The sequence below is a fragment of the Streptomyces sp. NPDC054783 genome (genome assembly GCF_053611725.1).
In genome coordinates, this window is the sequence record NZ_JBSHAY010000005.1 from 123,891 (window position 1) to 150,683 (window position 26,793).

The 26,793-nt window shown below is 72.6% G+C and carries 25 protein-coding genes and 2 pseudogenes; 12 read left to right on the top strand and 15 right to left on the bottom strand.

The features are described 5' to 3' along the window. Nucleotides 1–68: 68 nt before the first annotated feature. The 3 genes and pseudogenes from ACWGJ5_RS12295 to ACWGJ5_RS12305 form a co-directional block, all read right to left on the bottom strand. Nucleotides 69–2,030 carry a collagenase gene (locus ACWGJ5_RS12295; RefSeq protein ID WP_453309663.1) on the bottom strand — a complete coding sequence of 654 codons (1,962 nt, stop codon included), beginning with the start codon at nt 2,028–2,030 and terminating at the stop codon, nt 69–71. 148 nt (nt 2,031–2,178) lie between these two features. Further along, on the bottom strand, nt 2,179–3,132 hold the full coding sequence (locus tag ACWGJ5_RS12300) for a LysR family transcriptional regulator (protein WP_453309664.1): 954 nt from the start codon (nt 3,130–3,132) through the stop codon (nt 2,179–2,181). Nucleotides 3,133–3,632: 500 nt separating this feature from the next. Then, nucleotides 3,633–4,550 (bottom strand): annotated as a pseudogene (locus ACWGJ5_RS12305) (His/Gly/Thr/Pro-type tRNA ligase C-terminal domain-containing protein); the annotation flags it as partial. A 4-nt stretch (nt 4,551–4,554) separates the two neighbouring features. Here ACWGJ5_RS12305 and ACWGJ5_RS12310 point away from each other — a divergent pair. Genes ACWGJ5_RS12310 through ACWGJ5_RS12325 form a run of 4 tightly spaced genes read left to right on the top strand, consistent with a single transcriptional unit; the run spans nt 4,555 to nt 7,061 of the window. Next, the gene (locus tag ACWGJ5_RS12310; protein WP_453309665.1) at nt 4,555–4,773 is read left to right on the top strand and encodes a hypothetical protein; all 219 of its coding nucleotides are present in this window, start codon (nt 4,555–4,557) and stop codon (nt 4,771–4,773) included. 2 nt (nt 4,774–4,775) lie between these two features. Beyond that, nucleotides 4,776–5,252, top strand: a complete 477-nt coding sequence (locus ACWGJ5_RS12315) for a LacI family DNA-binding transcriptional regulator (RefSeq protein ID WP_453309666.1) — start codon at nt 4,776–4,778, stop codon at nt 5,250–5,252. Between the two features lie 48 nt (nt 5,253–5,300). Next, on the top strand, nt 5,301–5,870 hold the full coding sequence (locus ACWGJ5_RS12320; protein WP_453309667.1) for a TetR/AcrR family transcriptional regulator: 570 nt from the start codon (nt 5,301–5,303) through the stop codon (nt 5,868–5,870). Nucleotides 5,871–5,894: 24 nt separating this feature from the next. Next, nucleotides 5,895–7,061: a GDSL-type esterase/lipase family protein gene (locus tag ACWGJ5_RS12325; protein WP_453309668.1), complete on the top strand. Its 1,167-nt coding sequence runs from the start codon at nt 5,895–5,897 to the stop codon at nt 7,059–7,061. A gap of 15 nt (nt 7,062–7,076) precedes the next feature. Here the strand turns inward: ACWGJ5_RS12325 and ACWGJ5_RS12330 are convergent, their stop codons facing one another. From ACWGJ5_RS12330 to ACWGJ5_RS12340, 3 genes and pseudogenes are all read right to left on the bottom strand, one after another. Then, a complete protein-coding gene (locus tag ACWGJ5_RS12330; RefSeq protein ID WP_453309669.1) occupies nt 7,077–7,823 on the bottom strand; it encodes a class F sortase in 747 nt (248 codons plus the stop codon). A 213-nt stretch (nt 7,824–8,036) separates the two neighbouring features. Further along, nucleotides 8,037–8,879, bottom strand: coding sequence for a hypothetical protein (locus tag ACWGJ5_RS12335; RefSeq protein WP_453309670.1), 843 nt, complete (start codon nt 8,877–8,879; stop codon nt 8,037–8,039). 178 nt (nt 8,880–9,057) lie between these two features. Continuing rightward, a pseudogene (locus ACWGJ5_RS12340) lies at nt 9,058–9,957 on the bottom strand (aminoglycoside phosphotransferase family protein). Nucleotides 9,958–10,105: 148 nt separating this feature from the next. Between ACWGJ5_RS12340 and ACWGJ5_RS12345 the strand changes: the two are divergent. Continuing rightward, entirely contained in the window at nt 10,106–10,984 is an 879-nt protein-coding gene (locus tag ACWGJ5_RS12345) for an SCO6745 family protein (protein ID WP_453309671.1), read from the top strand. 526 nt (nt 10,985–11,510) lie between these two features. On the opposite strand, the gene ACWGJ5_RS12350 is transcribed toward ACWGJ5_RS12345, so the two are convergent. Beyond that, nucleotides 11,511–12,722 (bottom strand): cytochrome P450, encoded by a 1,212-nt coding sequence (locus ACWGJ5_RS12350; protein ID WP_453309672.1) that lies wholly within the window; start codon nt 12,720–12,722, stop codon nt 11,511–11,513. Beyond that, on the bottom strand, nt 12,719–13,432 hold the full coding sequence (locus ACWGJ5_RS12355; protein WP_453309673.1) for a tRNA-dependent cyclodipeptide synthase: 714 nt from the start codon (nt 13,430–13,432) through the stop codon (nt 12,719–12,721). The genes ACWGJ5_RS12350 and ACWGJ5_RS12355 overlap by 4 nt, the downstream gene beginning before the upstream one ends. A gap of 188 nt (nt 13,433–13,620) precedes the next feature. On the opposite strand from ACWGJ5_RS12355, the gene ACWGJ5_RS12360 reads away from it, so the two are divergent. From ACWGJ5_RS12360 to ACWGJ5_RS12375, 4 genes are all read left to right on the top strand, one after another. Then, nucleotides 13,621–14,502 carry a fructosamine kinase family protein gene (locus ACWGJ5_RS12360; RefSeq protein WP_453309674.1) on the top strand — a complete coding sequence of 294 codons (882 nt, stop codon included), beginning with the start codon at nt 13,621–13,623 and terminating at the stop codon, nt 14,500–14,502. A 184-nt stretch (nt 14,503–14,686) separates the two neighbouring features. Next, the gene (tgmA, locus tag ACWGJ5_RS12365) at nt 14,687–14,878 is read left to right on the top strand and encodes a putative ATP-grasp-modified RiPP (RefSeq protein WP_020938095.1); all 192 of its coding nucleotides are present in this window, start codon (nt 14,687–14,689) and stop codon (nt 14,876–14,878) included. Nucleotides 14,879–14,894: 16 nt separating this feature from the next. Then, on the top strand, nt 14,895–15,878 hold the full coding sequence (gene tgmB / locus ACWGJ5_RS12370) for an ATP-grasp ribosomal peptide maturase (protein WP_453309675.1): 984 nt from the start codon (nt 14,895–14,897) through the stop codon (nt 15,876–15,878). Between the two features lie 35 nt (nt 15,879–15,913). After that, entirely contained in the window at nt 15,914–16,816 is a 903-nt protein-coding gene (locus tag ACWGJ5_RS12375) for a Gfo/Idh/MocA family protein (protein WP_453309676.1), read from the top strand. Between the two features lie 144 nt (nt 16,817–16,960). Here ACWGJ5_RS12375 and ACWGJ5_RS12380 read toward each other — a convergent pair whose 3' ends face one another. The 3 genes from ACWGJ5_RS12380 to ACWGJ5_RS12390 are packed head-to-tail and all read right to left on the bottom strand — an operon-like array spanning nt 16,961 to nt 19,150. Further along, complete coding sequence (locus ACWGJ5_RS12380) at nt 16,961–17,806, bottom strand: lipocalin-like domain-containing protein (RefSeq protein ID WP_453309677.1); 846 nt, start codon at nt 17,804–17,806, stop codon at nt 16,961–16,963. An 11-nt stretch (nt 17,807–17,817) separates the two neighbouring features. Then, complete coding sequence (locus ACWGJ5_RS12385; protein ID WP_453309678.1) at nt 17,818–18,195, bottom strand: hypothetical protein; 378 nt, start codon at nt 18,193–18,195, stop codon at nt 17,818–17,820. A gap of 46 nt (nt 18,196–18,241) precedes the next feature. Then, entirely contained in the window at nt 18,242–19,150 is a 909-nt protein-coding gene (locus ACWGJ5_RS12390) for a GNAT family N-acetyltransferase (protein ID WP_453309679.1), read from the bottom strand. A gap of 261 nt (nt 19,151–19,411) precedes the next feature. Between ACWGJ5_RS12390 and ACWGJ5_RS12395 the strand changes: the two genes are divergently transcribed. Further along, nucleotides 19,412–20,518 carry a PP2C family protein-serine/threonine phosphatase gene (locus tag ACWGJ5_RS12395; protein ID WP_453309680.1) on the top strand — a complete coding sequence of 369 codons (1,107 nt, stop codon included), beginning with the start codon at nt 19,412–19,414 and terminating at the stop codon, nt 20,516–20,518. Nucleotides 20,519–20,530: 12 nt separating this feature from the next. Here ACWGJ5_RS12395 and ACWGJ5_RS12400 read toward each other — a convergent pair whose 3' ends face one another. Together ACWGJ5_RS12400 and ACWGJ5_RS12405 are read right to left on the bottom strand one after the other, a co-directional pair. Next, nucleotides 20,531–20,971 carry an Lrp/AsnC family transcriptional regulator gene (locus ACWGJ5_RS12400; protein WP_228622050.1) on the bottom strand — a complete coding sequence of 147 codons (441 nt, stop codon included), beginning with the start codon at nt 20,969–20,971 and terminating at the stop codon, nt 20,531–20,533. 33 nt (nt 20,972–21,004) lie between these two features. After that, nucleotides 21,005–22,354, bottom strand: a complete 1,350-nt coding sequence (locus ACWGJ5_RS12405) for a transaminase (protein ID WP_453309681.1) — start codon at nt 22,352–22,354, stop codon at nt 21,005–21,007. A gap of 289 nt (nt 22,355–22,643) precedes the next feature. Here ACWGJ5_RS12405 and ACWGJ5_RS12410 point away from each other — a divergent pair, with 289 nt between their 5' ends. Then, nucleotides 22,644–23,111: a hypothetical protein gene (locus tag ACWGJ5_RS12410; protein ID WP_453309682.1), complete on the top strand. Its 468-nt coding sequence runs from the start codon at nt 22,644–22,646 to the stop codon at nt 23,109–23,111. A gap of 10 nt (nt 23,112–23,121) precedes the next feature. On the opposite strand, the gene ACWGJ5_RS12415 is transcribed toward ACWGJ5_RS12410, so the two are convergent. Then, the gene (locus ACWGJ5_RS12415) at nt 23,122–23,358 is read right to left on the bottom strand and encodes a hypothetical protein (protein WP_453309683.1); all 237 of its coding nucleotides are present in this window, start codon (nt 23,356–23,358) and stop codon (nt 23,122–23,124) included. Nucleotides 23,359–23,605: 247 nt separating this feature from the next. Between ACWGJ5_RS12415 and ACWGJ5_RS12420 the strand changes: the two genes are divergently transcribed. Beyond that, a complete protein-coding gene (locus ACWGJ5_RS12420; protein ID WP_453309684.1) occupies nt 23,606–24,856 on the top strand; it encodes a serine hydrolase domain-containing protein in 1,251 nt (416 codons plus the stop codon). A 177-nt stretch (nt 24,857–25,033) separates the two neighbouring features. On the opposite strand, the gene ACWGJ5_RS12425 is transcribed toward ACWGJ5_RS12420, so the two are convergent. Beyond that, complete coding sequence (locus ACWGJ5_RS12425) at nt 25,034–26,590, bottom strand: helix-turn-helix domain-containing protein (RefSeq protein ID WP_453309685.1); 1,557 nt, start codon at nt 26,588–26,590, stop codon at nt 25,034–25,036. Between the last annotated feature and the right edge of the window lie 203 nt (nt 26,591–26,793).

Sequence of the window (26,793 nt, forward strand, 5' to 3'; positions counted from 1 at the left end):
TCCGTCGAGACGCGTGCGGCCGCCGACCGGGGTTCCGGTCGGCGGCCGTTCTGCGGGGGCGCGTGCGGTCAGGCCTTGGCCGGCCTGGCGCAGGCTCCCGCGGCACACGCACTCAGCCACTGGTCGAAGTCGGCGTCGTAGCGGGTGCCGATGCCGTCGTGGTAGACGGCGTATCCGCCGGCGTAGTCACCGACGCGGAAGCGGGCGAGCATGCGCTGGAGGTCGTCGGGGTGGTTCTCGGCCATGTAGCGCACGGCGAGGTAGCCCCACGGGTAGGTACGGATCACGTCGCTGTTGTCATAGGTGTTCTCGAACAGGGTGCTCAGCTTGTACGTGTGCTTGCCGGCCTCCTGGATCGCCTGGTCGTCGGCGAGGCCGCGGTAGCCGTAGGACACGTACTCGGCGACGCCCTCGATCCACCACACGTCCGGCACGGTGATCTCCTGGGCGAAGTCGCCCTTCATGTCGTCGCGGCCGTCGAGGAAGTGCGTGTACTCGTGGTTGAGGTTCCAGATCCGGGCCGTGAAACCGTCGTCCGTGGGCTTCTGGTACATGATCGACGTGACGTGGTTCGCCGGGTCGGACGGGTCGCCGTCCAGGGTCATGCCGCCGTTGTCGGTGCTGATGCCGTAGATCGGGCCGGCGTAGGTCTGGTAGTCGGCGCGGCTGGCGAAGACCACGAGCTGGATGGTGGACACGTACTGGCCGGGTATCGCTGCGTCGGCCTTCACCACGCCGCGGAAGTAGGTGCTCTGGTCCAGGACGCTCGCGCAGGCCGCGTCGAGGTCGGCGGGGGTCAGCGACTGGGCGAGGATGCTGACGTTCGCGTCGCACTGGCGGTTGACCGGCAGGACGGCCCTGGTCAGCTTGGCGGGCAGGTCGCAGACGTCGTAGTAGGCGCAGTCGGTGCTGTCGTAGGCGTTCGCCTGGGTGGCCACGGCGACCCAGAGTCCGGCCGTGGGACCGGTCATCGCGGTCTCGTCCAGCAGATCCTTGGTCAACGGGCGGACGGTGTCCTGCAGTTCGGGGTGTTCGACGTAACGGGCCAGGTTCATCCCGGCGTTGGAGTCCAGGAACGCCTGGTCGGTGCCGAGCAGGTCGGTGTTGGCGATCGCGAAGTCGTACAGGGTGTCGATGATGCCCGGGTCGGCCTCGACGGCCTTGACGTAGTCGGGGTTCCAGTTGCCGCGCCACAGCGGTGTGTAGACGTCGTTGACGGCCCTGACCATGCTGTCCACCGAGTCGTAGGAGCTGTCGTAGTCGTTCAGCAGCCGCTGGTAGACGGAGAGGTAGCGGCCCTGCTGGTCGGCGCTGTCGGTGAGGATGACGGTCTCGCCGAGGATGTCGCCGTTGACCGCGGTCACATCACGCGAGTGCGCCCGGGCGAAGAAGGCGTCCAGGCCGGCCGTGACGGCCGTGGTCAGGCGGGGGGTGTACGGGCCGACGTCCGCGGAGTGGTTGAACTGGACGTAGTAGCCGGCCCGCAGGAAGAGGACCAGTTGTTCCAGGCCGCCGGAGTTGTCGCCGCGATACAGCTTGGCGGTGCGGGTGTAGGCGGCCGCGACGCTGAGCATCTGGGCCTGCCGGAAGACGTCGTGCGCGTCCGTTCCGGTCACCGAGAAGAGGGTGTTGACGCAGTCCGTGGACGAGGCCTTCACGAAGGACACGAGGGCGGAGCCGCTACGGCTGCCGAAGTCGCCCGGAGTGCAGGAGGCCGCCTTGGCCGCCCTTCGGGCCGGATGGGCCGAGAGGGGCTGCAGGGGCGGGAGTTGGGCCGGGCTGAGCCGTCGGGCCTGGCTCGCGGGACGTTCGGTGACGGGGGTGGTCGCGCCGGTCGGCGACGGCTGGGACGCGTGCTGCCGGGGCGTGGTGGCGGCGCGGGTGTGCGACTGCTGTGGTGCCGCCAGTGCCGGGGCGGACAGCAGACCTGCCACGGTGACACAGACGACCGCGGCGCCGGCCATGCGTGCGGCCGTACGGGGACGGCTGTGGCCGGGCATGCGTCTGGGCAGCGCGAAGCGATAGCGCATCTGGATTCCTCCACGAAGGGATGCGCCTCTGTGGGGTGTTGAGGCGTGTGAGGCACTGTCTCAGCGGGCCACCCGCCCCAACAATGCCGTGTGACATAGCACATGCCACTGCCCGCTCATAACATCGCGGTGCGCCTTTGACCTGTCGCTACGCTCCGGTGACGCTCCAGGTGCGCGAGGCCCAGGCTCGCAGATGGGGTGCCTGGGCGACGAGGTCGCGGTAGGCGGCGGTGGCGGACTGGGACAGTGCCTCCACGGCCTCGTCGGTGACGGTTTCCGGCCGCCAGGCCAGCACGTAACGGCACCACAGCGGGGAACCGGCCAACGGTTTGACCACGACGTGCGGGATCGGCCGGAGCGTCGGCTGTACGAGGGACACCCCGAGACCGTCGGCGATCATGCTCTGCAGCTGGGTCTGGTCACCGAGGAACTCGTGCACGGTGACCGGAGTGAACCCGGCCGCCGCACAGGCGTCGTAGAACACCCCCGGCCAGCCGGCGCCGTCGTCCGGCGTCACGAACCAGGCGTCCTCGGCCAGGTCGGCGAGCTGCACCTGGGCGCACTGCCGCAGCCGATGCCGGGCGGGCAGGGCCACGAACGTCGGCTCGGTGACGATCCCCCGGTGCCGCACCGCGCCCGAGTGGCGCAGCTCCATGCCCGGATAGTCGGCGGCGATGGCCGCGTCCACCGCACCCTCCTCCAGCAGCTCCACGATCCGCGAGGAGGCGTAGACGCTGGTGACGGCCAGGGACAGCTCCGGCAACCGGGTGCGGAAGCGGGAGACCGTGCCGGACAGCATGGGCGAGTTGGTCGCCGCCACGCGCAGGGTACGGCTCCCTCGCCCGGCGGCCGGGCGGTGGCCGATGGCGTCGGCGCGGGTCAGCACGTCACGGGCCTGGGCGACGACCTCGGCACCGTAGCGGGTGGGCCGCACTCCGCTCGTGCCGCGCTCGAAGAGGGGCTCGCCGAGGTGTCGCTCGATGCGCCGCAGCTGGGTGCTCACGGCGGGCTGCGAGTAGCCGAGCTGTGCCGCGGCGCGCCCCACGCTTCCCGCGTCGGCGATCGCGCACAGCACCCGCAGGTGCCGCAGCTCCAGCTCCATCGCTCCACTCCCCGTTCCCGTCCACGGTCCGCCCCGGGAGCTCCGTCCGCCTCTCCCGTTGCAACCAGTGCTCACCGCCACCGCCGACCGTGGTCGCGACCGGCGGACCGAAGCGTCGCACCCCGCCACGCCGGGACACAAGTCGCAGGTCAGCCGACCTCACTGCCCGGGCCACTGCCGAGCACGAGCGCCCTGGGCACCACCGGGGCGCCGGCGCACATCCGCCCCTCGCACGGCCCCGCCGCCCCGACAGAGGCCGCCCGGTCCATGGCCAGGCTCCACATCAGTGGTGCCCCTGCGTCTCCACCGGGCTCATCAGCCCGGGCGTGACACCCCTGGGTTCCGGCCCGACTCGACAGCCCGGGCGACACGGGCCGCCACACGGGCAGACCAACCCGACGGGAGCCCGCAACGCCGGACGGAGTGGCGGACCGCCCCGCCCCGGCGAGCCATGGAGTCCCTCTTCGGCTCCGCCCGCTCCCGTCAGTAGGCCCGCCCCCCACCGCCACGTTCCCCGGCTGGTCCTCACTCTCCGGCACCGAACCGTCCGCCGCGACCAGGCACCGCACGGACACGCCGCGTTCGGCGAGCCTGGCCTCGCCCTCCGGGCCCAGCGCGGCCCAGGGGACGCGCGCCCAGCCGCTGCCGGCGGCCTCCGCGGCCTCCTCGATGGTGGTCACTTCGACCGTGCGGTCCTCGCGGCGCCGGCGGGACTGCTCCAGCAGCAGCGCCTGGTCGTCCTCGAGCACCCCGGGCAGGAGTGCGGACAGCGCCTCGGCCGCGACCGGCTCCTTGGTGCCCGGGATACGGCGGACCAGCACGGCGGTGCCGTACTCCAGGTCGCGGGGTCCCACCTCGATCCGTACGGGCACGCCCTTGAGCTCCCAGTCGACGGCGCGCCGGCCGTACGGCACGTCCGTGCGGTCGTCGACGTGGACGCGTACGCCCGCCTCCCTCAGCCGGTCGCCGATCGCGCGGACGCCGGCCAGCACCTCCTCGTCGCCCTTGACGGCGAGGACGACCGCCTGGACCGGGGCCAGGCGGGGCGGGACGCGCAGTCCGTCGTCGTCGCCGTGGGTCATCACCAGCGCGCCGATCATGCGGGTGGTGGAGCCCCAGGAGGTCTGCCGGACGTGCTCCTGCCGGCCGTCCCGTGTCACGAACTGCGTGCGGAAGGCCTCGGCGAAGTTCTGGCCCAGCTCGTGGCTGGTGACCATCTGGAGGGCCTTGCCGTCGCCCATCATGCTCTCGAGCGTGAGGGTGTTGATCGCGCCGGCGAACCGTTCCCTGGCCGTCGTCTTGCGTCCGGAGACGAAGTCCATGGCGAAGACGCCGCGCAGGAACGCGCCGTAGACCTCGCTCTGGACGCGTGCCGCGAAGGCGCGCGCCTCCTCGTACGTGGCGTGCGCGGTGTGGCCCCAGGTGGGGCGGACCACGGCCGACGGGCCCCGCCGGTACGAGGTGCCGCTCGGCTCGATCGGTGCCCGCCCGGCCGATCGCGTCCGGGAGCTGTGGACCCGTACCGGCGTGCCGCACGACGGCCGGCACCTGACGGTCGACCTGACCGCCCATGGCGTCGCGCTCTGTCGTCTTGCGCAGGACGGCGTGCGTCCCGCCTCGGAGGACACCGGGCAGGAGTGAGCGTGGCGACGGTCCAGGACGTGGCGAAGGCGGTCGGCGTGTCCACGATGACCGTCTCCAACGTCATCGACGACCACCCCCACGTCCGTCCCGCGACCCGCGAGCGCGTCCTCGCGGCGTCGGCCCGGCTCGACCACCGGGTCAACGTGGCGGCCCGCAGCCTCCGCAAGGGCCGCACCGGCACCATCGGCCTCGCGGTGGTGCTCCTCGGCGAGCGGATCTTCGGCGGGCCCGTGGACCATGTCGGCATGCCCGACGTCGAGGCGTCGGCGGCAGACACCCGGCACCTGATCGAGCGGGGCTGCCGACGCGTGGCCGTCGTGTGCGGGGGAGCTGCGGGGCGAGGTCGACGCGTCGACTGCGGCACAGCGGGTACCGGCAGGCGCCGTCCGCCGCCGGTCTGCCCGAGGACCCGGAGCTGGCACGGAGCGTGCCCGCGCTCACACCCTTCTGGCTACAGCACACCCACGCTTGCCTAAAGGCTTTAGGTAATTGCATAATCTCATACGACAGGAAGGGGAGTGCTTATGGTTCGCGTCGGTCTGACGGCCGATCGCCTGGTCCGTGCCGGCGCGGAGCTGGCCGACGAGGTCGGCTTCGACCAGGTGACCGTGTCGGCGCTGGCCCGGCGGTTCGACGTCAAGGTCGCGAGTCTGTACTCGCATCTGAAGAACTCCCAGGACCTGAAGACGCGGATCGCGCTTCTCGCCCTGGAGGAGCTGGCCGACCGCGCCGCCGACGCGCTCGCCGGCCGGGCCGGCAAGGACGCCCTCGTCGCGTTCGCCGACGTGTACCGCGACTACGCCCGCGCACACCCCGGCCGCTATGCGGCGACCCGCCACCCGCTGGACCCCGAGGCGGCGGCCGCGAGCGCGGGCGGCCGGCACGCGCAGATGACCCGGGCGATCCTGCGCGGCTACGACCTCGCCGAGCCCGACCAGACCCACGCGGTCCGTCTCCTCGGCAGCGTCTTCCACGGCTACGTCAGCCTCGAGACGGCCGGCGGATTCAGCCACAGCGCCCCCGACTCGCAGGAGTCCTGGACCCGGATCCTCGACGCCCTCGACTCCCTGCTGCGCAACTGGCCCACCCCCTGACCCCTGGAAACGCAGGCCGACACCATGCACACCACCCCGCTCATCCCCGACCTCGTGCGCGGCGCCCTCGATCTGGAACGCACCGCCCGCGGACTGCTGCCGCACCGGCTGCCGGCCCGCGCCCGCGCGCAGTGCGCCGATCCTCAGCTGGCCATGGCGGAGTCCCAGCCCTCCGGTGTACGGCTGGTCTTCCGCACCCGTGCGACCACCGTCGAGCTGGACACCCTGCCGACCAAACGGGTCTACGTCGGTGCGCCGCCGCGCCCGGACGGCGTGTACGACCTGCTCGTCGACGGACTTCCGGCCGGCAGCGGCCGGGCCGCCGGCGGCAACACGCTCACCATCGACATGACCACCGGTACGGCCGAGCAGCGGCCCGGCCCGGTCGCCACCGTGCGCTTCTCCGGGCTGCCCGGCAGCGTCAAGGTCGTGGAGATCTGGCTGCCGCACAACGAGACGACCGAACTCGTCGCCCTGCGCACCGACGCGCCCGTGGAAGCAGTACCGCACCAGGACCGCATGGTGTGGCTGCATCACGGCAGTTCCATCAGCCACGGCTCGGACGCCGCGAGCCCGAGCACCACCTGGCCGGCGCTCGCCGCGTCCCTGGGCGGGGCGGAGCTGATCAATCTGGGGCTCGGCGGCAGTGCCCTGCTCGACCCGTTCACCGCTCGCGCGCTGCGCGACACGCCGGCCGACCTGATCAGCGTCAAGCTCGGCATCAACGTGGTCAACACCGATCTGATGCGGCTGCGGGCGTTCTCTCCCGCCGTCCACGGCTTCCTCGACACCATCCGCGACGGACATCCCGACACGCCGCTGCTCGTCGTCTCGCCGATCCTGTGCCCCATGCACGAGGACACGCCGGGTCCCAGCCTCCCGGACTTCTCCGCGCTGAGCGAGGGCCGACTGCGGTTCCGGGCCGCCGGGGACCCGGCGGAGAAGGCGAGCGGGAAACTCACCCTGGGGGTCATCCGGGAGGAACTGGCCCGGATCGTGCGCGAACGGTCGGCGCAGGACCCACGGCTGCACCACCTCGACGGCCGGGAGCTGTACGGCGAGGCCGACTTCGGCGAATTGCCGCTGCCGGACGGCCTGCACCCCGACGCCGCCGCGCACCGCCGGATCGGCGAACGGTTCGCGGCGCTGGCGTTCGCGCCAGGTGGTCCCTTCGGGGACGGCGTCGCCTGACCGGTACGGGCCGGCTCACACCAGGTGGGCGAAGACCACGAGGTTGTCCTTGTAGTCCTTCGCATCGTGGTCGTAATCCCCCGCGCAGGTGATCAGCCGGACCTCGGGGCGCTGGGTGTCGGCGTAGACGCGCTTGCTGGGGAAGTCGTCCTTGGCGAAGGTCTCGGTGTCGTCCACGACGAATTGCGCATCGCGTCCGTCGGCGCGCTCCACGGTGAAACGGTCGCCGCGGCGCAGGCCGTCGAGGTTGGCGAAGACGGCCGGGGAGGTGGCCGTGTCGACGTGCCCGGCGATGACCGCGGTCCCCTTCTCACCCGGCGAGGCGCCCTTGGCGTACCAGCCGACGAGGTTGGTGTCGCCCGCCGGCGGCGGTTCGAGGTGCCCCGAGGAGCCGATGGACAGGGTGGTGAAGGGGGCGTCCACGGAGATCTTCGGGATGCGCAGACGGGTCGGTGCGGACCTGGGCAGCTCCGGGTCGGCCCGCTCCGGGTCGCCCTGCTGCGGATCGGCCTGCTTCGGGTCGGTCGGCTGTGGATCGACCTGCTGGGTGTCGGTCTGCTGCGGGGCGGTCTGGGTGGCGGCGCTCGCGCCCGCGGCACGGGACGCCGGCGGGGAGCCGTCCGAGGTGTGGTGGCCGCCGAACACGCTGACGGCGACGAGGACGATCGCCACGCCCCACAGCGTCAGCCGCCCGCCACGGCCGGAACTCCGCCCGTCCGCCTGCGGTTCCGCGGAGGTCGGGGAGGAGGGATCTGCTGCCATCGGACACCACCTCACTCGGGCACGGCAGCACGGGGGATCTGGACAAGTGCGCCGGAACATGCCCCGGCGCACGGTAAGGGACGTACAGGGGGCCTGCGCAGGGGGACCGTGTGCGCACCGGCGTGACAGACGCAGGGGAAGGCCAGCGGGTGCGGGCCGCCGACACGGTGGGCGCGTCGGCGGCGGCCGCAGCCTCTGGCTCGGGTCGTTCCGTCAGGACGCCGGCTGGCCGGCCTTCTTGCGCCGCAGCATGTACATGCCGCCGGCGCCTACGGCCAGCACGGCCAGGCCGCCCGCGGTGACGCCCGGAGTGGCAAGCGCGCCGCCGCCGGTGTGCATGCCACCGCGCGGCTTCTCGTGCTCGCCCCGCTCGTCGTGGTCACCGCCCCCGTCACGACCGCCCTCTTCGCCGCCGTCACGACCGCCGTCACGACCCCCGTCCCGGCCGCCGTCCTGGGAGTTGTCGTCGCCACCCGAGCCCCAGTCATCACTGTGCAGCGCGGCGAGCGCACCGCCACCCGCGTGCACACCGCCACGCGGTCCGTCGTGTCCGCGGCCCTTGCCGTGGCCGCCCCGACCCTCGTCGTGGTCGCCCCAGCCGCCGTGATCGTCGCCCCGGCCATGGCCGTCCTCGCGACCCTGGTCCTGGTCCCGACCATGGCCCTCGTCGTCGCCCCGGTCGTCACCCCCTCCGTCACCACGCACCGCGGACAGCGCTCCGCCACCCGTGTGGATTCCGCCGCGCGGCCCGTCGTGTCCGCGGCCCTTGCCGTTGTCGTCTCCGTGATCATTGTCGTGACCACGGCCCGAGTCGTTGTCGCGCCCCTGGTCGTTGTCTCCGCCGTGGTCGTTGTTTCCGCCTTGGTCGTTGTTTCCGCCTTGGTCGTTGTTTCCGCCGTGGCCCTCGTCGGACCCCTGGTCGTGGTCCTGGCTGTAAGAGGAATCGTCGCGGCCTCCGTCGTCTCCCGCGGAAGCGGCGAAGGCGGCACTGGGTGCGCCGAAGGTCAGTGCGGCCGTGGTGGCCGCCGTGGCCAAAAGCATGCGGGCAGAACGCATAGCGATGTCCTTCCGCCGTGGCCGGGCAGCGGATCCCTCATCAGCTGGACAGACCCGGCCTCGACATGAACCACCGTCAGGGAGTACGCAAACTCCCACCATCCGAGCCACCCAGCCGGGTCACCGTGCCACCCGTCTGCCCCAGCACTTACGCCACGCGGCTCCCCGTCGGGGCGAATCACCCGGCGCGTCGCGCCGCTCTCAGACGGTCGAGCGCCGCACGCCCCGCCCTGGCCCACCCCGGCTGCCCGCCGGGCAGCCCCCGCTCGTGGGCCCTGCCGATCCCCAGCAGTGACAGAGCCCGCAGCACGGCCCAGCCCCGGGCGCGGCGAAGAGTCGCCTCGTCGACCGGCCCGTACGACCGGAAGAACCACGGAACCGCCCCCGACGGCAACAGCAGCCACACGGCCGCGAGATCGGCCGCCGGATCACCCGCACAGACGTCCCCGAAATCGAGCACACCGGCGAGGGTGCCGTCCGTGACGACGACGTTGGCCGGGTGAAGATCGCCGTGCAGCCAGACCGCTGCTCCGGTCCACTCCGGCGCCGCGAGAGCCTACTGCCAGACGGAGCACACGTCGGACAGCTCCGCGCCGGTCAGCAGGTCCGCGACGGCCCCGAGACGTTCCTCGAACTCGGTCCCACGGCCGGAGAGCAGTCCTCCGCGCACCTCGTTGACCGGTGCCTCGGCGGGCGCGGCCTCGTGCAGCGCGGCGAGGAAGCCTGCCAGCCGGACGGCGGCATCGTCGCCGCGCGTGAGGGTCGCCCGATCGCCGGGTTCTCCGGGGACCCAGGTCACGACGGCCCACGGGCGCGGGAAGGCGGCCGAGGGCGCACCGGTGCGTATCGGTACCGGTACCGGCAGGGGCAGCCGTGGGGCGAGCGCGGGCAGCCACCGCTGCTCCTTGCGCAGGAGATCCGGGGCGCCCGGGGTGCGCGGAAGCCGTACCGCCGACTCGCCGCCCACCCGCCACAGCCGGTTGTCCCAGCCGCCCGGCACCCGACGCACCTCCAGGCCGGCGAGATCCGGGTGCTGTGCACGCAGCAGCGAGCGGACGAGGGAGGCGTCGATGTCCATGGCACACCCTTCCGACGGAAGTCGTTCGTGGTCGTAGTGTCGCCGGTGCCGGGCGTGAGACCCGGCCGCCCGCCCCTTGTTATGACCGGTGTCATAACGCAGTCTTGTGTCGACAGCACGTAGCAGGTCGCAGCGATGGGAGGAAGCGGTGGCGGACGCGATGGCGCGGGCCCTGTGGGAGCGGTACGAACCGGTGCACGACCTCGTGTACTTCGCGCCCGAGGTACACCGGACGGCGCAAGCGCTCGGGATGCGCGGATTCTGGATGGGGTACTTCGCGCTGCGCGCCGCGCCCCTCGGCGCGGTCCCTCCGTCCGTCGTGACGAGCGGTTTCTACGTCTTCCACCCCGCCCGGGTGGCCCGGGCCCTGCCGGACGCCTGGACGTACGCGGCTCCCGCCGATGTGCTGGCCGCCCGCCTGGACGCCCTGGACACGGCGATGACCGGCCTGTTCGGACCGGACACCGTCGGCTCGGCCGAGTTCGCCGAGGCCGCCGACCTCGCCTGGGAGGCGGCTGCGGGGGCGGACACCTCGGGCCGCGTACTCGCCGCTGCCAACCAGGCGCTGGAGCGCCCGGACCGCCCCACCGCACGGCTGTGGCAGGGCCTGACGACCCTGCGCGAGCACCGGGGCGACGGGCATGTCGCGGTGCTGGTGAGTCAGGGACTCGGGCCGGTCGAGGCGATGGTGCTCAAGGCGGCCGCCGGCGAATCCGACGGGGTGTTCCTGCGGGAGACGCGCAAGTGGGAGCAGGCGGACTGGGATGCGGCCGGGGTACGCCTGCGTGAGCGGGGCCTGCTCGAAGCCGACGGGTCGCTCTCTCGGGCCGGAGCGGCCGTGCGCGCGGAGGTGGAGGCGCTGACGGACGCGGCGGCCGAACGGCCCTGGGCCGCCCTCGGCACCGACCGCACCACACGCCTGGCCGGCCTGCTGGATCCCCTGGCCCGCATGGTCGAGTCCTCGGGCCTGCTGCCGCCGGGCAATCCGGTGGGCCTGACCAAAGGGACGTACTCGCCCGTCCGCTGACCGATCCCCGGCCGGCCCGCCGGGGATCGCCCCGAGGCCCGCACCCGCGCGCGCCCGGCGACCACCCCCCGACCGAACCAGCCGGCGCCACCCGACCGGCAACCGGCAATGCCGGCCGCCCCCTCGGGAACACGCCCGAAGCCCCACCCCGACGACCGCGACCCTCCCCCGGCCGAACCCATCAGCCCCGGCCCGGCCCAGAACCCCAACCGGCCGACAACGGCACCCCGAACAGCGCGTCGGGAACTCCTCCCTGAGGCCCGCCCCAACGACCGCCGCCCACCCTTCCAGCCACATCCGTCGGCGTGGCCAGCCCGCCCCCACCGCACCCCGGCCGACCCATCGGGAACCACGCCGGAAGCTCCACCCCCGATCCACCAGCACCGACCCTCCGGTCGGTCGAGACCATCGGAATCCAGGCCCTGGAGCCCTCGCACACCGCCACACGCTGCCCCGGCAGACCCGTCGGCGCCCCCGCCCGGGATTGCCGGGTCGGGGGCGCCGTACGGACGGCCGGGTGGTGCGGTTACCAGGTCACGGGCAGCCGCTCGGGGATTCGCTTCATGAAGCCCGTGCGCCACACCAGTTGGCCGGGGGGTACGGCGAGCGCGAGGTCGGGCATGCGGTCGAGGAGGACCTCCAGGGCGATGCGGGCGTGTGCGCGGCCGAGTGCGGTCGCGGGGCAGTAGTGGGCGCCGCCACCGAAGGAGAGGTGGTCGGCGGTGTTGTCGCGGTGGACGTCGAAGCGGTGCGGGTCGGGGAACTTCTCCGGATCGAGGTTCGCGCCCTCCACCAGCACCAGGACGAGTTCCCCCTGCTTCACCTCGACGTCGCCCAGCCGGACGTCCTCCAGGGCGAGGCGTGGCAGGGCGTCGCCGATGGAGAGGTTGACCCGCAGCAACTCCTCCACGCCGGGCCCGATCAGGTCCGGGCGGTCGCGCAGGAGGTCACGGGCGATGGGGTGGGTGAGCAGGTAGACCAGGGCCATCGCGAGGAAGCCGGAGGTTGAGATCACGCCGGCGCCGAACATGGTGACCCCGACGGTGGCCAGCATCTCGTCGGTGAGGTGGGCGTAGTCGGGGTCGTCGCGCAGCGCGGCGAGTTCGCCCATCAGGCCGTGCGTCGCCGGGTCGTCGAGCAGGGCCGTCATCCGGGCGATGTCCCGGTCCCAGTTGACCTTCGCGCCGGTGATCGGGCACGGCGAGTTCATGAAGGCGATGTCGAGGCTGCGCAGAAAGCCCGGGGCCTCGGTCTGCGGAATGCCGAGGATGCGGCAGTGCATGCCCGCCGAGTACGGCTCGCAGAACGCGCCACGCAGGTCGGCCGTCGGGCCGTCGGCCAGCAACCGGTCCGCCAGCCGGTGCGCCTCCCCGCGCAGCCACTCCATCAGGCCCGGCGACTTCGGGTTCAGCGCCTTCAGCACCGCCCGGCGCAATCCGGCCCCGGTGATGTTGCCCATGTTGTTCACGACCTCGGGAGGGATCGTGAGCGCGTACTGCCGGGGGACTCCGGGGGCGGAGGTGTCCTTGAGGGAGAACCGGTCGTCCTTGAGGACCTGGGCGCACAGGTCGTACGACGACACCAGCCAGGCCTCGTCGCCGGCGAGGGTCCGCACGCGCCGTACGGGGGTTGTGGTGCGCAGGTCCTCGACCTCGGCGGGAACCCTGGTGCCGTCCCAGGAGAACGGGAAGTCCAGCAGGGGCGGGTGGTCGGCGCGGGCGCCGGGGGCGGTCGTCATGCGGCGGTTCCTTCGAGGGCGGCGGCGGGGGTGACGATGGCGTGGCCCTGGTTGCGGGAGGCGCGCAGGCCGGCGCCCCGGGAGTACAACAGCTCGGCCATCGGCAGCAGTTGGTGGTAGCAGTTGAGCGAGGAGGGCACCTTGAGGATGGCGGGGGTGTCCAGGAACAGCGGCGCCTCGGCGCACACGTACTCCAGGCACACGGCCCGCTGCCGCTCGGTCGGTGTCTCGCCACGCGCACTGAGGAAACGATTCACCAGGGCGTCGCAGACGGCCCGGAAGGCCCCGTCGGAGGCCAGGCGCGCCTTGAGCTGACGGTGGATGTCCTGGTAGGCGGGGTTGGTGCGGAACTCGGACATCGGGTGCCAGTCCGTCCGCAGGCCCTCCGGGTCGGCCGCCGACACCGCGTCACGGACCTTGGCACGCACCCCGCGCAGGTTCTTCACCGCCTTGCGCCGGGCCTCGTCCGGTGGATAGCCGGACGCCTCGTACATCTCGGCGACGTACAGGTCGGTGTAGACGAAGTCGACCCTGTCGAAGTGGTCCAGTCCCCAGCGGGCGAGGTCGTGCAGGCGGCGGGCGGAGAAATAGCTGTTGCCCGGGGACACACCGATCACGGCGTGCGCACCCTCACCCAGGATGACCTTGCAGTGGGAGGTGTACGGCTGGACTTCGAAGACGTCGGCCATCAGCACGGATGCTGTGGTCAAGGGGGATATCCTCCGCCGCGCGCTAGTCCCGGCGGGGCCCTGTGCCCCTGGTGTGGCGACGCGGCGCCCTCACGCTAGCGGTACGGAATCAGCACGGGTAGTTACCGCCTGGGTTTGGCTGAAAACAGTCGTATCAATGGTCGAAGTCGCCTACCACCGGCCTCTGTTGCGGGACGTACGCTGGGGCCGTGGTCAATCGAGACGAGGATCGCGAGGAGCCGGGACAGGCGGCGTCCCGGCTCACCGGACGCCAGGTCACCGATGCACGGGCGGCCTCCGGATCGCCGGCCGAGGTGACCCTGGACGGCGGCACGCCGGTGATGGTCAAGCGGGGTGACGCTCCCGGGGCGGTGCGCGCGGAGGTGGCGGGGCTGCGCTGGCTGGCCGCGGCGGACGCGGTGCGGGTGCCGGCGGTGCTCGGTCACGACGAACGCTGGATGGTGACGGAGCGGGTCGCGACCGGGCGGCCGGATCCCGAGACGGCGCATCATTTCGGCCAGGCCCTCGCCGCCCTGCACGCCGCGGGTGCTTCGGATTTCGGAGCTCCGCCGCCCGGCGGCCCCGAGGACGCGTTCATCGGCCTCGCACCCATGCGCAACACACCCGGAGACGACTGGCCCGGCTGGTACGCCGAGCACCGGGTGCTGCCGTATGTGCGCGGCGCGGTCGACAGCGGCAGCCTCCGCCCGGGCGAGGCGACCGTGTTCGAGCGGGTCTGCGCGCGACTGCCCGATCTGGCGGGACCCCCCGAGCCGCCCGCGCGCCTGCACGGGGACCTGTGGAACGGCAACGTGTTGTGGGGCGCCGACGGCGAGGTCCGGCTCATCGACCCGGCCGCGCACGGCGGACACCGGGAGACGGACCTGGCGATGCTCCAGCTCTTCGGCTGCCCCCACCTGGACCGGGTGCTCGCCGGGTACGCGGAGACGGCACCGCTCGCGCCGGGCCGAGACGACCGGGTGGGCGTGCACCAGCTGTTCCCGCTGCTGGTCCACGCCGTGCTGTTCGGACGCGGATATGCGGAACAGGCTTTGACGGTGGCACGGAGCGCACTGTCGCTCGCGGGGTGACCACCCCGTTTGTCCGAAGCGGCGCAACGTCTTGGGCTTCACCGGCGTCATCGGCCATGCGGGCACGCTGTCCCGTCCTGCGGCGCCCGCCGGCACCCCCTCCGGCCTGTGATTACTCAGAGTGAGGAAACCAATCACCCGTTCGATTCGTATAAGGACGTGAAAGCCTAATCAGGGAGAGACCATGCAACCGTTCACGCTCAACTACGCGCGGCCCGCTGTGCAGTTGGACGTCACCACTCCGTACGCGTACGACTCCGGACTGCAGTTGAACGTCCTCCCGGACGGGCGGATCGCCGCCACCGACCACGCGACCCTGAGGGCGCTGGGGACCACGACCTCGACGGCGGGTTCCAAGACGCACTTCGACGACTGAACGCGGGCCTTGGAAGATGACCGTGCTCATCCTGACCAGTGAAGAGGACGTGACGGCGGACATGGTGGTCCTCCGGCTGGGCGAGGCCGGGGTGCCCGTCGTCCGGCTCGATCCCGCCGATCTGACCAACGGGGTGGCTCTGTCGGGCGAGTACGTGCGGGGCGCCAGCCGCGGACATCTGTCCGTCGGCGGGCGCCTGGTGAGCATGGGCGGCCTGCGCTCCGTCTGGGTGCGCAGGCCCGGCGACGCCGCCGCCCGCGCCGCCCAGCCGTCCGCCTGGCTGACGGAGGAGGCGTCGCAGGCGCTGTACGGCATGCTGCGCACGACCGACGCGCGCTGGATGAACCATCCGGACGCGGCCCGCCGCGCCCGCCACAAGCCCTGGCAGCTGCATCTCGCCCAGGGCAGCGGCCTCGCGGTCCCGGCCACGCTGATCACCACGTTCCCGCAGGCGGCCCGGGAGTTCGCGGAGCGCTTCCCGGATCTGGTGGTCAAGCCGGTGTCCGGGGCGCATCCGCAGGAGCCGCCGCGTGCGGTGCCGACCAGCCGGGTCGCACCGGACACCGACTTCTCGGCGGTGGCCTTCGGCCCGACGCTGCTGCAGCGGCGGATCAACAAACGGGCCGACATCCGGCTCACCGTCGTCGGCGACACGCTGCTGGCCGCGCGCAAGCCCGCCGACCCGGACGCCCACCCGGACGACGTGGACGTCCGCTTCGCCCCGTCGGTCTCCCCCTGGCTCCCCGCGGACGTGCCCCCGCGCGTCGCCGAGGGCGTACAGCGGTACATGAGGGGCGCGGAACTGGCTTACGGCGCATTCGACTTCGCCGAGGACGCCGACGGGATCTGGTGGTTCCTGGAGTGCAACCAGTCGGGACAGTTCGGGTTCGTCGAGATGGACACAGGTCAGCCCATCGCCGCCACGATCGCCAAGTGGCTTGCCGCCGACGGGGATCCGGACGGCAGGTGTGCGCAGGGCGACCGGAGCGCAGGCTCTTGAGGGCGCGGGGATCGGCTCGGAGAAAGGAACGCCACATGCGTATCGGACTGCTGGGGACGGGCCCGTGGGCCCAGGCGGCGTACGCCCCCGCTCTCGCCGGGCACCCCGGTGTGGAGTTCGCCGGGGTGTGGGGCCGCCGGCCGGAGGCCGTCACCGCGCTGGCCGAGCAGTACGACGTCCCCGCATACGACGACGTGGACGCGCTGCTGGCCGGCGTGGACGCCGTCGCCGTGGCCCTGCCGCCGTCCGTGCAGGCGGAGTTGGCGGTGCGGGCGGCCCGGGCGGGCCGTCATCTGCTGCTGGACAAGCCGCTGGCGGTGTCGGTGGCCGACGGGCGGGCCGTCGTGGCCGCGGTCGAGCGGGCCGGGGTGGCCTCGGTGGTCTTCTTCACCGCGCGCTTCCAGAAGGAGCCGGACGCCTGGATCGAGGAACAGGCGGCCGTGGCGGGCTGGTTCACGGCCCGCGCGCAGTGGCTCGGGGCCGTGTTCACCTCCGACAGCCCGTTCGCGGCCTCACCGTGGCGGCGGGAGAAGGGCGCGCTGTGGGACGTCGGTCCGCACGCCCTGTCGGTGCTGCTGCCGGTCCTCGGCGACGTACGGCAGGTCGTGGCGGCGGCGCACGGCCCGGCGGACACCGTGCATCTGGTCCTCGACCATGCCACCGGCGCGTCGAGCACGCTCACGCTGAGCCTGACGGCGCCGCCGGCGGCGGCCGGGGCCGATGTGGAACTGCGCGGCGAGGCGGGCGTGGCGCTGATGCCCGGCAGTTCCGAGGGGGCGGTCCCCGGGCTCTCCCGCGCCACCGACGCCCTGCTCGCGGCCGCCCGCACGGGCCGCTCCCATGCCTGCGACGCCGCGTTCGGCCTCCGTGTCACCGAGATCCTGGCGACAGCGCAGGCCCGCCTGACGGACGGCAGGGATCCGGGCCCGACCGACTGACCGGTGACGGGGGGCGGCACACCCCCTGATGTCCCGTTGCCGGTCGCTCGGCCACGGCCGGCGTCACGCGCCGTCGGCCGTGGATACCGGCGCTCGGGGTGAGACGCATCGCTCCGGCTCACCCCGAGGCCGGAACCCGGGACCTCAAGCGCCGATGACGTCCGTGAAGCCGTGCCCGGCGATCTCCTCTCCCTCGAGCGTGCCGGTCACCTGGCATGCGCCGGTGTAGGCGCCCTGCGTGGCGAACAGCTCTCGACGGGTGATCTCGAGGGACGCGTCGAGGCTCGGAACAGTCAGCAGCCAGTGCCCGTCCCGGTCGGTTCGCCGAGCCCGGGTGATCAGGTGTGAGCCGTCCGGCCTGAGCTCGGTGAGCCAGGAGTTGCCGTCTCCCACGGCGTCCCAGACGCTCAGGTACCGGCCCGCGCCGAGGTCGAGTCCGAGCCAGGTGAACCGTGGCATCTCGGTGGCTCCGGAAACCCACTGGCGGTCGAACCAGGTGCGTCCGGCGACCTGGTGCGTGACCCCCTCCACGGCGACGGTTCCCGACGTGGTCAGGCCGGGCAGCGCGTACTGCCCCGTCGTCCCGCCGAAGAAGGGGAACACTCCGGCGCCGCCGTTGTAGAGAACGGGGCCCTCGCGCCGAAGGGTGAGCCGGATCGAGGCGGTGTCCGTGGCACCGGACAACTCCAGCTCGTCCAGGTCCCCGCTCAGGGTCAGGATCGATGTCTTCACGTCGAGCGTGTCCGCGGACACCGTCACGCTGTCCTTGGCCTCGATCGCGTGCTTGTCGCCGGTGCGGCCGTCCGGTTCCTGCAGCAGCGCGACCGTGCTGAGACAGGCGCCGTTCATCTCCATCGCGTGGATCTTCACCCAGAAGACCTTCTCGTGGTCGTGCAGCCTGGCGCTGAACCACCAGGAGTCGGCGTCGACCGCGGAGTTCGCGGCGAGTCCGCCGGCGGCGTCGATGAGTGTGGGGCGGGTCGTGGTCATCCAATCTCCTGTCACCGGGCGGCCGTTGACGGCCGGGCTCCTTGATCAAGGGTAGAACTCCCCGGCTGCGCAAACGGCTCCTGCTGCCAGCGGAACCACGCCCGGTCGCCCTCGATGTGCAGCAGGAACTCGGCGACCGGGCCGTCCGGTGACGACAGGGAGACTTGGCGCTGCACCTCGTCGTACGCTCTCTCCCATTCCTCCCAGCCCAGTTCGTCGGCCTGTTCCAGCAGGGCCAGTTCACGGGCGAAGAGGTCCCGCACGGCGGCGAAGCCGGGGCCCGCGGTGAATGTGCCCGACAGCCATGGGAAGTCGGCCTCGTCGATCACGATGTCGCCGACCGCCTCCTCCCCCGCGCGCACCCGCCACACCCCGCCGTCGAATCCCATGGTCCCTCCCCCGTCGCACGGCCGATCACCACTGGCGCCCAGCATGTCACCCGCCACTGACAACGCGGTCGGCCCAGTAGTTGATGCGCTCCCGTACGACGGGGTAGCCGGCCCGGGTGAAGTGTGCGGCCATGGGGAAGTTGGTCCGGTCGGTGGCGGCGGCGATGAAGTCGGCGCCCTGCGCCGCCAGGAACTGGGTGCATTCGGTGAGCAGGTCGTAGGCGTAGCCGTGGCCCCGTTGTTCCGGCACGACGCCGATGAAGGCGACACAGGGTCCGGACGGATTGCGGGCGGGGATGTGGATGCCGACCGGCTCCCCCTCGGGGGTGCGGGCGGTCTGCCACCAGGCGCGCGGGGACGGAAGCCAGTGGAAGAGGTCCAGTTCCTGCTGTGCGGCCAGGTCCGGGCCGCCCTGTTCGAGGGCCCGGCGGGCGTGGGCGTCGAGGGTGACCGAGTGGATGCGGCGCAGCAGGTCGTGGAACACGGCGTCGTCCGGCTCGGCGGCGAAGACGAGCCGGCCGGGTCGCTCCGGCAGGCCCCGGTCCGGGGTCCAGCGGTACAGGAAACGCTCCACCAGTGGCGTGTAGCCGGCCGCGAGCGCGGCGGCGGCCCGCGTGTCCACGGCGGTCCGCTGCCGGGGGTCGGTGCGCCAGCCGGAGGGCAGGTCGAGTTCGAGTTCGTCGGTGTGCCAGGGCGCGGTCCGCAGGAGTTCGGCTCCGGCCTCCTCCTCGCCCTCGGCCACGTCGAACCAGTTGATCAGGAGCGGCTCGGGGTCCTCGGGCCGGCCCCACCAGGCGGCGCGGGCCACGGTGCGGCCGTCCCGGACGGCGATGCGCTGCCACTCGGGGCGGAAGCGGGTCTTCCGGTGCTTGTCGCGGAACGCCAGCGGGTCGGGCATGGTGTCGAAAAGGTGCGCGGTGCTCTCGTCGAGCGCGCGGACGACCAGGGTGGTCATGGATTCCTCCGGGATGCGTGCCGCGGTACGGCGGCGGGGACGCGCTCCCGGTCAGGCGTGGCACACCCGGGTGACGGGGAGGCGGGAGCGCAGAATGACAGTGGCCATGACGCTCGCCTCCTTCCGTCCGTCGGGCGTGCCGGCTCAGACTATGCGGGCCGCGCACGGGGCGTCCATCGCTTTGCGCGGACCGCGGGCGGGACGAGGGGCCGCTGTCCTCCACGGGGAGCCCCGGTGCGGAGGGCGGCGTAGCTTGGGGATGTGAGATCGGTGCGCGACGGGTCGTCGCATCGGGACCTTGAAAATCGCGGCTGGTTGCGGGGCGCGCCGCCGCCGTGGTGGGTACGGGTGCTGCCCGTGCTGCTGCTCGCGGGCGTCACCGTGGCCACGGTGATCACTCCTCACGCACAGGACGCCGGTTTCGTGCTGGGGGCGATTCCACCGCTGGCCGTTCTGTCGTACGGCCCGCTGGCCACCGCGCTTCTCGGCGCCGGGGTGGTCGTGGTGCTGAACATCCCCGCCACCCATCTCAACCGCCCCGGCAACACCGATCTGCTCACCATCGTTTTCGTGGCCGCGCTGAGTGTGTTCGTGTCCTATGTGCGCAGCCGCCGGGACGCCCAGCTGGACACGGAGCGGGCGATCGGGGAGGCCGTCCAGCGGGCCGTGATGCCGCCGCTGCCGGAGCGGGTGGGCGGCGTGGGGTGCGCGGGTTTCTACCGGGCCGCGGAGGACGGGACGCTGGTGGGCGGGGACTTCTTCGACGTGCGGGACGGTCCGTACGGGGTCCGCGTGGTCATGGGGGACGTGCGGGGGCACGGGCTGTCGGCGGTCGCGACGGTGGTGACGCTGTTGGGCGCGTTCCGGGAGGCGGTACTGGACCAGCCGGACCTGGAGTCGGTCGCCGCCCGGATGGACCGCAGGCTGGCGGTGGACTCGGCGGGCGTACGGAACGCGGAGCTGTTCGCCACCGGGGTGCTGCTGGAGTTCTCCCCCGACGGGCGTGCGGCGCGGGTGGTGGCCTGCGGTCATCCGGCGCCGGTGCTGCTGCACGAGGAGGAGGCCCTGGAGATGACGGTCGTGCCGGGGCCGCCGCTGGGGCTCGGGCTGGTCGACGTCGACACGCCGAAGGGGGTCACGGTGACGCTCGGGCCGCGCGACCGGCTGTTTCTGGCCTCCGACGGGGTGTGGGAGGCACGGGACGCCGACGACGCCTTCTATCCGCTGCCCGCGCGGCTGGCCGCCCTGTCCGGCACGGCGTCCGCCGAGCTGCCCGGGGTGGTGTGGGCGGACCTCGTGCGGGGGCGCTACGAGATCCGGGACGACGTCACCATGCTGGTGCTGGCGCCTCGGCCACCGGATCCCTGACGGTCGCGCCGGTCAGCCCACGTCCCACAGGAAGCGATGGGTGTGGATGCCGAAGTAGGGGAACGACTGGATCTCGCGGACGCCCTCGAGAGGCCGCACCACGTCGTTGACGAAGTCCAGCAGGGCCTTCGGGCCGGGGGCGACCACCTCGGCGAACAGATCGAATCCGCCCGAGGTCAGCACCGAGTAGACGACCTCCGGGCGTTCGGCGAGTGCGTCGGCGACGGCGCGGGGGTCGCCGTCGACGCCGATGCCGAGCAGGGCCATGGCCTGTCCGCCCATGGCCATCGGGTCGGTCACCCCGACCACCTGGACGGCCTTGGAGTCCAGCAGGCGCTGCAGCCGCTGCCGCGCCGCCGAGGCGGACAGGCCGACCTTCGGGCCGAGGTCGGCGTACGCGATACGGCCGTCGGTCTGCAGCTCGCGCAGGATGGCCCGGTCGATCTCGTCCACGCTTGTCCTTTCGTGCGGGTACGACCGCGGTTCTCAGTCCGCCAGTTCGGCGAGGGCGGCGGCGAAGACCTCGGTGTGGGTGTCGACGTCCTGCTCGGTGGTGTCCGGGCACATGAGCGCCATGTTGTGGAACGGGGTCAGCAGGATGCCCCGGTTGGCGAGGTAGAGGTGGAGGAAGTCCTCCAGCTCCGGGTCGGAGACGGCCGCGGACCGGCTGCCGGTGCGCGGCGCCGGGCTGGTGAAACGGTACTCGGTGCGGGCGCCGAGCCGGCTCACGGACCACGGCAGCCGGTGGGTCTCGATGCCTGCCCGGACGCCCGCCTCGAAGCGCTCGGAAAGCTTGTCCATCCGGTCGAACGCCTCGTCGGTGAGGACGTGTTCGAGGGTGGCCCGCACCGCGGCGACCGACAGCGCGTTGCCGGCGAGGGTGCCGCCGACGCCGCCCATGTCGACAAGGTCCAGGTCGGTGCGGGCCAGGAGCCGCTCGGCGAGTTCGGCGGACAGCCCGTACGCTCCGGCCGGGATGCCGCCCCCGATCGCCTTGCCGATGGTCAGCAGGTCGGGTTCGAGGTCCCAGGCGGCCGTGCAGCCACCGGGTCCGGCGGAGAAGGTGTGGGTCTCGTCGTTGATGAGCAGGCTGCCGTATCGCCTGGTCAGCTCGCGTACGCCGGCGAGGTAGCCGGGCTCCGGCAGGACGATGCCGATGTTGGTGAGGGCCGGCTCCATCAGCACGGCGGCGACGTCGCCGTGGGCCAGTTCGCGCTCCAGTCCGGCGAGGTCGTTGAACTCCGCGACCCGGCTCGTCTGCGTGACGTCGCACGGCGCGCCGACGTTGCCGGGTCGGGTGGTGCCCGTGCCGTCCGGACCGACGACGATCAGGGACTCGTCGACGCTGCCGTGGTAGCAGTAGCTGTTCACGAGGATCTTGGGGCGCCCGGTGACGGCCCGGACGAGCCGGATCGCCCACCGGTTGGCGTCGGTAGCGGTGAGCGAGAAGCTCCAGCGCGCCAACCCGAACCGGCGGGTCAGCTCGGCGCCGACCCACTCCGCGTCCTGCGTCGGCAGCATCGCCGTTGCCCCACCCAGCTCGGCGAAGCGCCGCTGCACGGCACTGGTGACCGGGGCGGGCGAGTGGCCGGCCATCGCGCCGGTGTCGCCGAGGCAGAAGTCGATGTACTCGTGCCCGTCCACATCGGTGACCCGGGCGCCGCGCGCCCCGGCCAGATAGCGGGGAAAGGCGCCGGCCGTCTTGTTCATCCAGGTCATCGGCACCCGGCCGAAGAGGTGGTCGGCGCCCGCGTAGGCCGCACGGGAGCGCGGGTTGCGACGCTCGGCCTCGGCGCTCTCGCGGGCCAGGAGGGCGTGCAGGCGCGTGCGGTCCATGAAGTACCTCGCTGGAGACGGTGACGAATGACGTGACCATACGACCGAAACAACAATAAAATCAATCCTCAACGCGTGATTCGATTGCCAGGCCGACTGAACCAAGCGTGTCGCCGGTATGCGACCCCCGCGCGGGTGACGCATCCCCCTTCCTCAATTGACGAACCCGTAGCCGGAGTTCGAACGTCCCCACAAAAACGCCAGGCCGCGCCACCCCTTCCGCCATGTAGAAATATCTACGAGCATGCATATGCCGAGGGCAGGCGGACGAGGACACCCGGAGCGGTGCATGACGAACACGATGTGGACGCGGAGCGTGGAATGGCTGGCCGCAGCGTCGGCGGACCCACGCTCCTGCAAATGGGAGTGGGATCACGGCGAGGGCATCGCACTGCTGGAGGCGGGCCGTTTCTGGGACGTGCTGAGCGTTCCCGAGCGACTGGGGCTGCTCACCCTCGACCTGCTGTGGCGGCCCGGGATCTCCGCGCCGGGGCCGACGCTGGTCGACACGGCGGCGGGCCGAGTCGGGTTCTTCCTGCCGCCGGACCCCTCCGGGGGCTGGGTGGGAGCCGGTCTGAGGTACGCGACCAAGGGTGCCTGGGTCGCCGTACCGCCGCCGTACCGGCCCGCGCGTTTCCTGGAATGGCTCGTACCGCCGGACGGCTCCGGCACGCTCCACTCGCCCGGCGACCTGGAGGAGGCGCTGCGGCAGGCCAACGGCACCCTGGCCGTGCTCTCGCCGCCGCGCGGGCAGTGACCGTTCGGACTCAGGCGCGCTCGGGCGCGGGCCGCGCACCCGAGCCGGCCCCGGGGAGGACGGCCGACAGCGCGTCGGGGTCCGCGGGAACAGTGCGTCCCCGCGCACGCCATTCCTCGACGAGGCCGGCGTAGATCGGCTCCCGGGCCCGGTCCGCCCGCGCCGGCCGGCCCGCGCGGCGCATCCGGTCGAGCCGTTCGATCCGGTCCAGCGAATCCAGGCGGTACCCCGGGTCCAAGCGGTTCATGCCGGGGCAACGCCCGTGGCCCACCGCCGGTACGGCCCGCCCCGCAGGCTCACCGGGTCGGGTGAGGCCATCGCTCGAACGAGGTCTTCCGCCTGTCGGACAAGCATCCCGCCGGGAGGCGGCGAGCGGGGCGGTCGCCCCCTTCGCCCGGCGGGCGCGGCGGGGAGTGCGCTCCTATGCTGGGTAGGCCAGGGCTTGGACGTCCCGCTCATCGCACGCTCACCCCTCACGTGCTTGGAGTCAGCCCATGTCGCGTACGTCCGCACGCCTGCCGAGGGGGGCCGCGGTCGCCGTCACGGTGGGGACGCTGCTGGCACCGGTCGCCGCCGGGCCCGTATGCGCGTCCCCGGCCTCGGTGCCGGCCGCCCTCGCCGCCGACTCGCCCAGCCCGAGTCCCTCGACAGCGCCCGTCCGTGACCTCACCCCCAAAGTGGCACGCCAGCTGGACGCCGCCGTACGCAAGGTGATGCGCGAGGCGAGCATTCCCGGCGTGACCGTCGGCATCTGGACGCCGGGACAGCAGAGTTACGTCCGCTCGTTCGGCGTCGCCGACAAGAGCTCCGGGCAGAGGATGGCACCGGACCTGTACGTGCGCATCGGCAGCGAGACCAAGACGTTCACCGTGACCGCGTTGCTGCAGCTGGTGGACCAGAAGAAGGTCGGTCTGGACGACCCGATCGGCAAATACATCGGCGGTGTACCCGACGAGAACAGGATCACGCTGCGCCAGCTCGCCGGCATGCGCAGCGGACTGTACAACTACTCCGAGGACCCCGGCTTCGACAAGGCGCTCACCTCGAACCCGCAACGGCCCTTCACGCCCCAGCAGTTGCTCGCCTATTCCTTCAGGCATCCGCTGATGTTCCAGCCGGGGCAGAGGTTCTCCTACTGCAACACCAACCTGATCCTGCTCGGTCTGGTGGTGGAGAAGGAGAGCGGGCAGCGCCTCGGGGACTACATCAAGCAGCACATTCTCGATCCGGCCGGCATGCGGCACACGGCCTTCCCGACCGGCAACGAGTTCCCCTCCCCGCACGCGCAGGGTTACACCCGGCAGACGGCGAACGGCAAGGAAGCCGACGCGGCCGGCTGGAACCCGTCCTGGGGCTGGGCCGCCGGCGCGATCATCTCGGACCTCCGGGACCTGCGCACCTGGGCGCCCACGGTCGCCACGGGCCGGTTCCCGGACGGGACGACCATGGTCAGCACCGCGACGCAGCAGCAGCGGCTGACCACACCGCAGGCGGGCGCGATGAAGGGCACCGGATACGGCCTGGGCATCTTCGACGTGCAGGGATGGATCGGCCACAACGGCTCCCTGCCGGGCTACGAGACGGTGACCGTCTACCTGCCGTCGACCCGGACGACACTGGTGGCGCTCCTGAACACCGACACCGACTACGGGTCCCGGGAGCCGAGCACCGTCCTGGTGGAAGCGATCACGAAGATCATCTCCCCGGCGCACGTCTACAACCTGCCGGTCACGCGCACCGGATGAGGCGGCGCGTGCCGCGATCAACACCCGCAGGAGGCGCCGGTCCGGCAGGGCGCCACAGCCGAACGCGGGGCCGCGACCGGTCCCCCGTTCCGGTCGTGCCCCGCGGACTGCGGAAACGGTACGTGTGCTGCCGCAGGCGGGGTAGTGCACGTGTGCCCGGCAGGGCCTGCACGGGACTCACCGGTGCACAGAGGAGTCCGGTTGGTCCGGGTTCGGCGTGCCGGGACCGGGGATACCGACGTCGGGTACGGGAAGCTCACCGGTGACGAGCTGGGCGAGGACGACCTCGTACAGGTCGGTGCCGCCGGCCGTCAGCCGGCGTTCCAGGACGGGTTCGGCGGCCCGGACGTGTTCGCGCACGGTCTGGGCGTGTACGCCGAGCACCTGGGCGGCGCGTTCGGCGTGCGCGTCGGCGCCGGTCCAGGCGCGCAGGGTGCCGCGCAGGTCCCGGCCGTCCTCGTCGAGGCGGCCGAGCAGCCCCTCCGCCCAGGAGCGCAGCGCGCTCGTCCCGAGCAGCTCGGTGAGCCGGGTCCGGGTCGGCGGACCGGGTGCGCCGCCGGAGAGGTCGTACGGGCCCTGCGCGGCCTCGGTGTTGAGGGCGGCGTGGGCGACGGCGCGGACGGGCAGCCTGGAGAGGTCGGCGCCGAGCAGCGCGGCGACCCGGTCCATCCGGGCCCGGACGGTGTTGCGGCTGACGCCGAGCACCTTGGCCGCGTTCACGGCGGTGAACTCCAGGCCCAGCCGGGTGGTGGCGAGCAGCTCGGCGCGCACGTGGTGCGGCAGCTGGTCGAGCGGGCGCAGCACGGCGGCTGCCCAGGCCCGCAGCGCCGCGGGGTCCATGAGCCGTGCGGGGCGCGTGCGGGCGGCGTAGACGGCGTACCGGTCGGACCGGAAGCGGGCCACGGCCAGGGCGGTGACGGCCTGCCCGTAGGCGGTGGCGGTCAGGGCGAGGCGTTGCCGGGGGCTGCCGCCGAGGAAGGTGCCGCGCCGGTCGGCGACGAGGGACCGCAGCCGCTCCCCCACCTCGGCGGACGGGCCGACGACGATGACGTGTTCGTCCACCGCGGGGCAGCGCACGACCAGCGCGCGGCCCTCGGTGGCGTCCACGCACGCGTCGGCGAGCCGGTCGCGTGCCACGGCGGTGCCCTCGAGGACGTACACCCGGGCGCTGTCCTGTTCCAGCAGCCCCGGCCACAGCCCGGCGGCGACCCGGCGGGCGGAGACGGTGTCCTCCACCATGAGCAGTTGCAGGATCGCCAGCCGCAGATCGGCCGTGGCCCGCTGCAGCCGCCGCCCGGACTCGGCCGACTCCCGTTCCCTGAGCAGCAGTTCCAGTACGCCTGCGGTGCGGCTGAGGATTTCGGTGGTGCGCCGGTCGAACGGCTCCGGGCGGGCCACGGCGAGGACGGCTCCCGACGCCGGTCCGGGCCCGGGACGCCGTATCCCGACCAGCCGCACATGCCGTGCCCCGTCGTCGAGGGACGCGGCGGAGACCCGGCCGGCGGCGACGTCGGTGAGGACGGCGGAGTCGAGCGACAGCCGCTCACCGGCGAGCAGGCCACCGCGGTCGTCCTGGAGGCACACCGAGGCGCTCACGGTCCGGGCGAGCCAGTCGACGAGCCGGCGTGGATCGCGTCCGGTGGGCCGCAGCTGGTCCAGCAACTCCTGCGCCCAGGCGTTGTCCCCGCCGTACGGCGACTGGAACGCCTGGTCCCCGTCCGGTCGGCCGGCCACGTTCTGGTCTCCTCGCCTCCGTGTTGACCTGGGCTTACGCATCCGCACGTTACCGGACTCGCCTGCGCTCCCGCGCCGGACACGGCTCCGCCGGCGGCCCGGGGGGGGGTGGGACGCCGGCGGAGATGTCGCGGTCCGGGGCCGGGGGGAGGCCTCGGACTGCTCAGGGTCGCATGCCCCGGAATCCGGGAAGTACACAAAGA

Bases quoted from the DNA above. Each gene is read 5' to 3' on its own strand.
- ACWGJ5_RS12320 (WP_453309667.1), top strand. From the start codon at position 5,301: ATGGTTCGCGTCGGTCTGACGGCCGATCGCCTGGTCCGTGCCGGCGCG.
- ACWGJ5_RS12390 (WP_453309679.1), bottom strand. From the start codon at position 19,150: ATGACCACCCTGGTCGTCCGCGCGCTCGACGAGAGCACCGCGCACCTT.
- ACWGJ5_RS12415 (WP_453309683.1), bottom strand. From the start codon at position 23,358: ATGAACCGCTTGGACCCGGGGTACCGCCTGGATTCGCTGGACCGGATC.
- ACWGJ5_RS12380 (WP_453309677.1), bottom strand. From the start codon at position 17,806: ATGACCACGACCCGCCCCACACTCATCGACGCCGCCGGCGGACTCGCC.
- ACWGJ5_RS12410 (WP_453309682.1), top strand. From the start codon at position 22,644: ATGACGAACACGATGTGGACGCGGAGCGTGGAATGGCTGGCCGCAGCG.
- ACWGJ5_RS12330 (WP_453309669.1), bottom strand. From the start codon at position 7,823: ATGGCAGCAGATCCCTCCTCCCCGACCTCCGCGGAACCGCAGGCGGAC.
- ACWGJ5_RS12325 (WP_453309668.1), top strand. From the start codon at position 5,895: ATGCACACCACCCCGCTCATCCCCGACCTCGTGCGCGGCGCCCTCGAT.
- tgmA (WP_020938095.1), top strand. From the start codon at position 14,687: ATGCAACCGTTCACGCTCAACTACGCGCGGCCCGCTGTGCAGTTGGAC.
- ACWGJ5_RS12335 (WP_453309670.1), bottom strand. From the start codon at position 8,879: ATGCGTTCTGCCCGCATGCTTTTGGCCACGGCGGCCACCACGGCCGCA.
- ACWGJ5_RS12385 (WP_453309678.1), bottom strand. From the start codon at position 18,195: ATGGGATTCGACGGCGGGGTGTGGCGGGTGCGCGCGGGGGAGGAGGCG.
- ACWGJ5_RS12420 (WP_453309684.1), top strand. From the start codon at position 23,606: ATGTCGCGTACGTCCGCACGCCTGCCGAGGGGGGCCGCGGTCGCCGTC.
- ACWGJ5_RS12300 (WP_453309664.1), bottom strand. From the start codon at position 3,132: ATGGAGCTGGAGCTGCGGCACCTGCGGGTGCTGTGCGCGATCGCCGAC.
- ACWGJ5_RS12405 (WP_453309681.1), bottom strand. From the start codon at position 22,354: ATGGACCGCACGCGCCTGCACGCCCTCCTGGCCCGCGAGAGCGCCGAG.
- ACWGJ5_RS12350 (WP_453309672.1), bottom strand. From the start codon at position 12,722: ATGACGACCGCCCCCGGCGCCCGCGCCGACCACCCGCCCCTGCTGGAC.
- ACWGJ5_RS12375 (WP_453309676.1), top strand. From the start codon at position 15,914: ATGCGTATCGGACTGCTGGGGACGGGCCCGTGGGCCCAGGCGGCGTAC.
- ACWGJ5_RS12295 (WP_453309663.1), bottom strand. From the start codon at position 2,030: ATGCGCTATCGCTTCGCGCTGCCCAGACGCATGCCCGGCCACAGCCGT.
- tgmB (WP_453309675.1), top strand. From the start codon at position 14,895: ATGACCGTGCTCATCCTGACCAGTGAAGAGGACGTGACGGCGGACATG.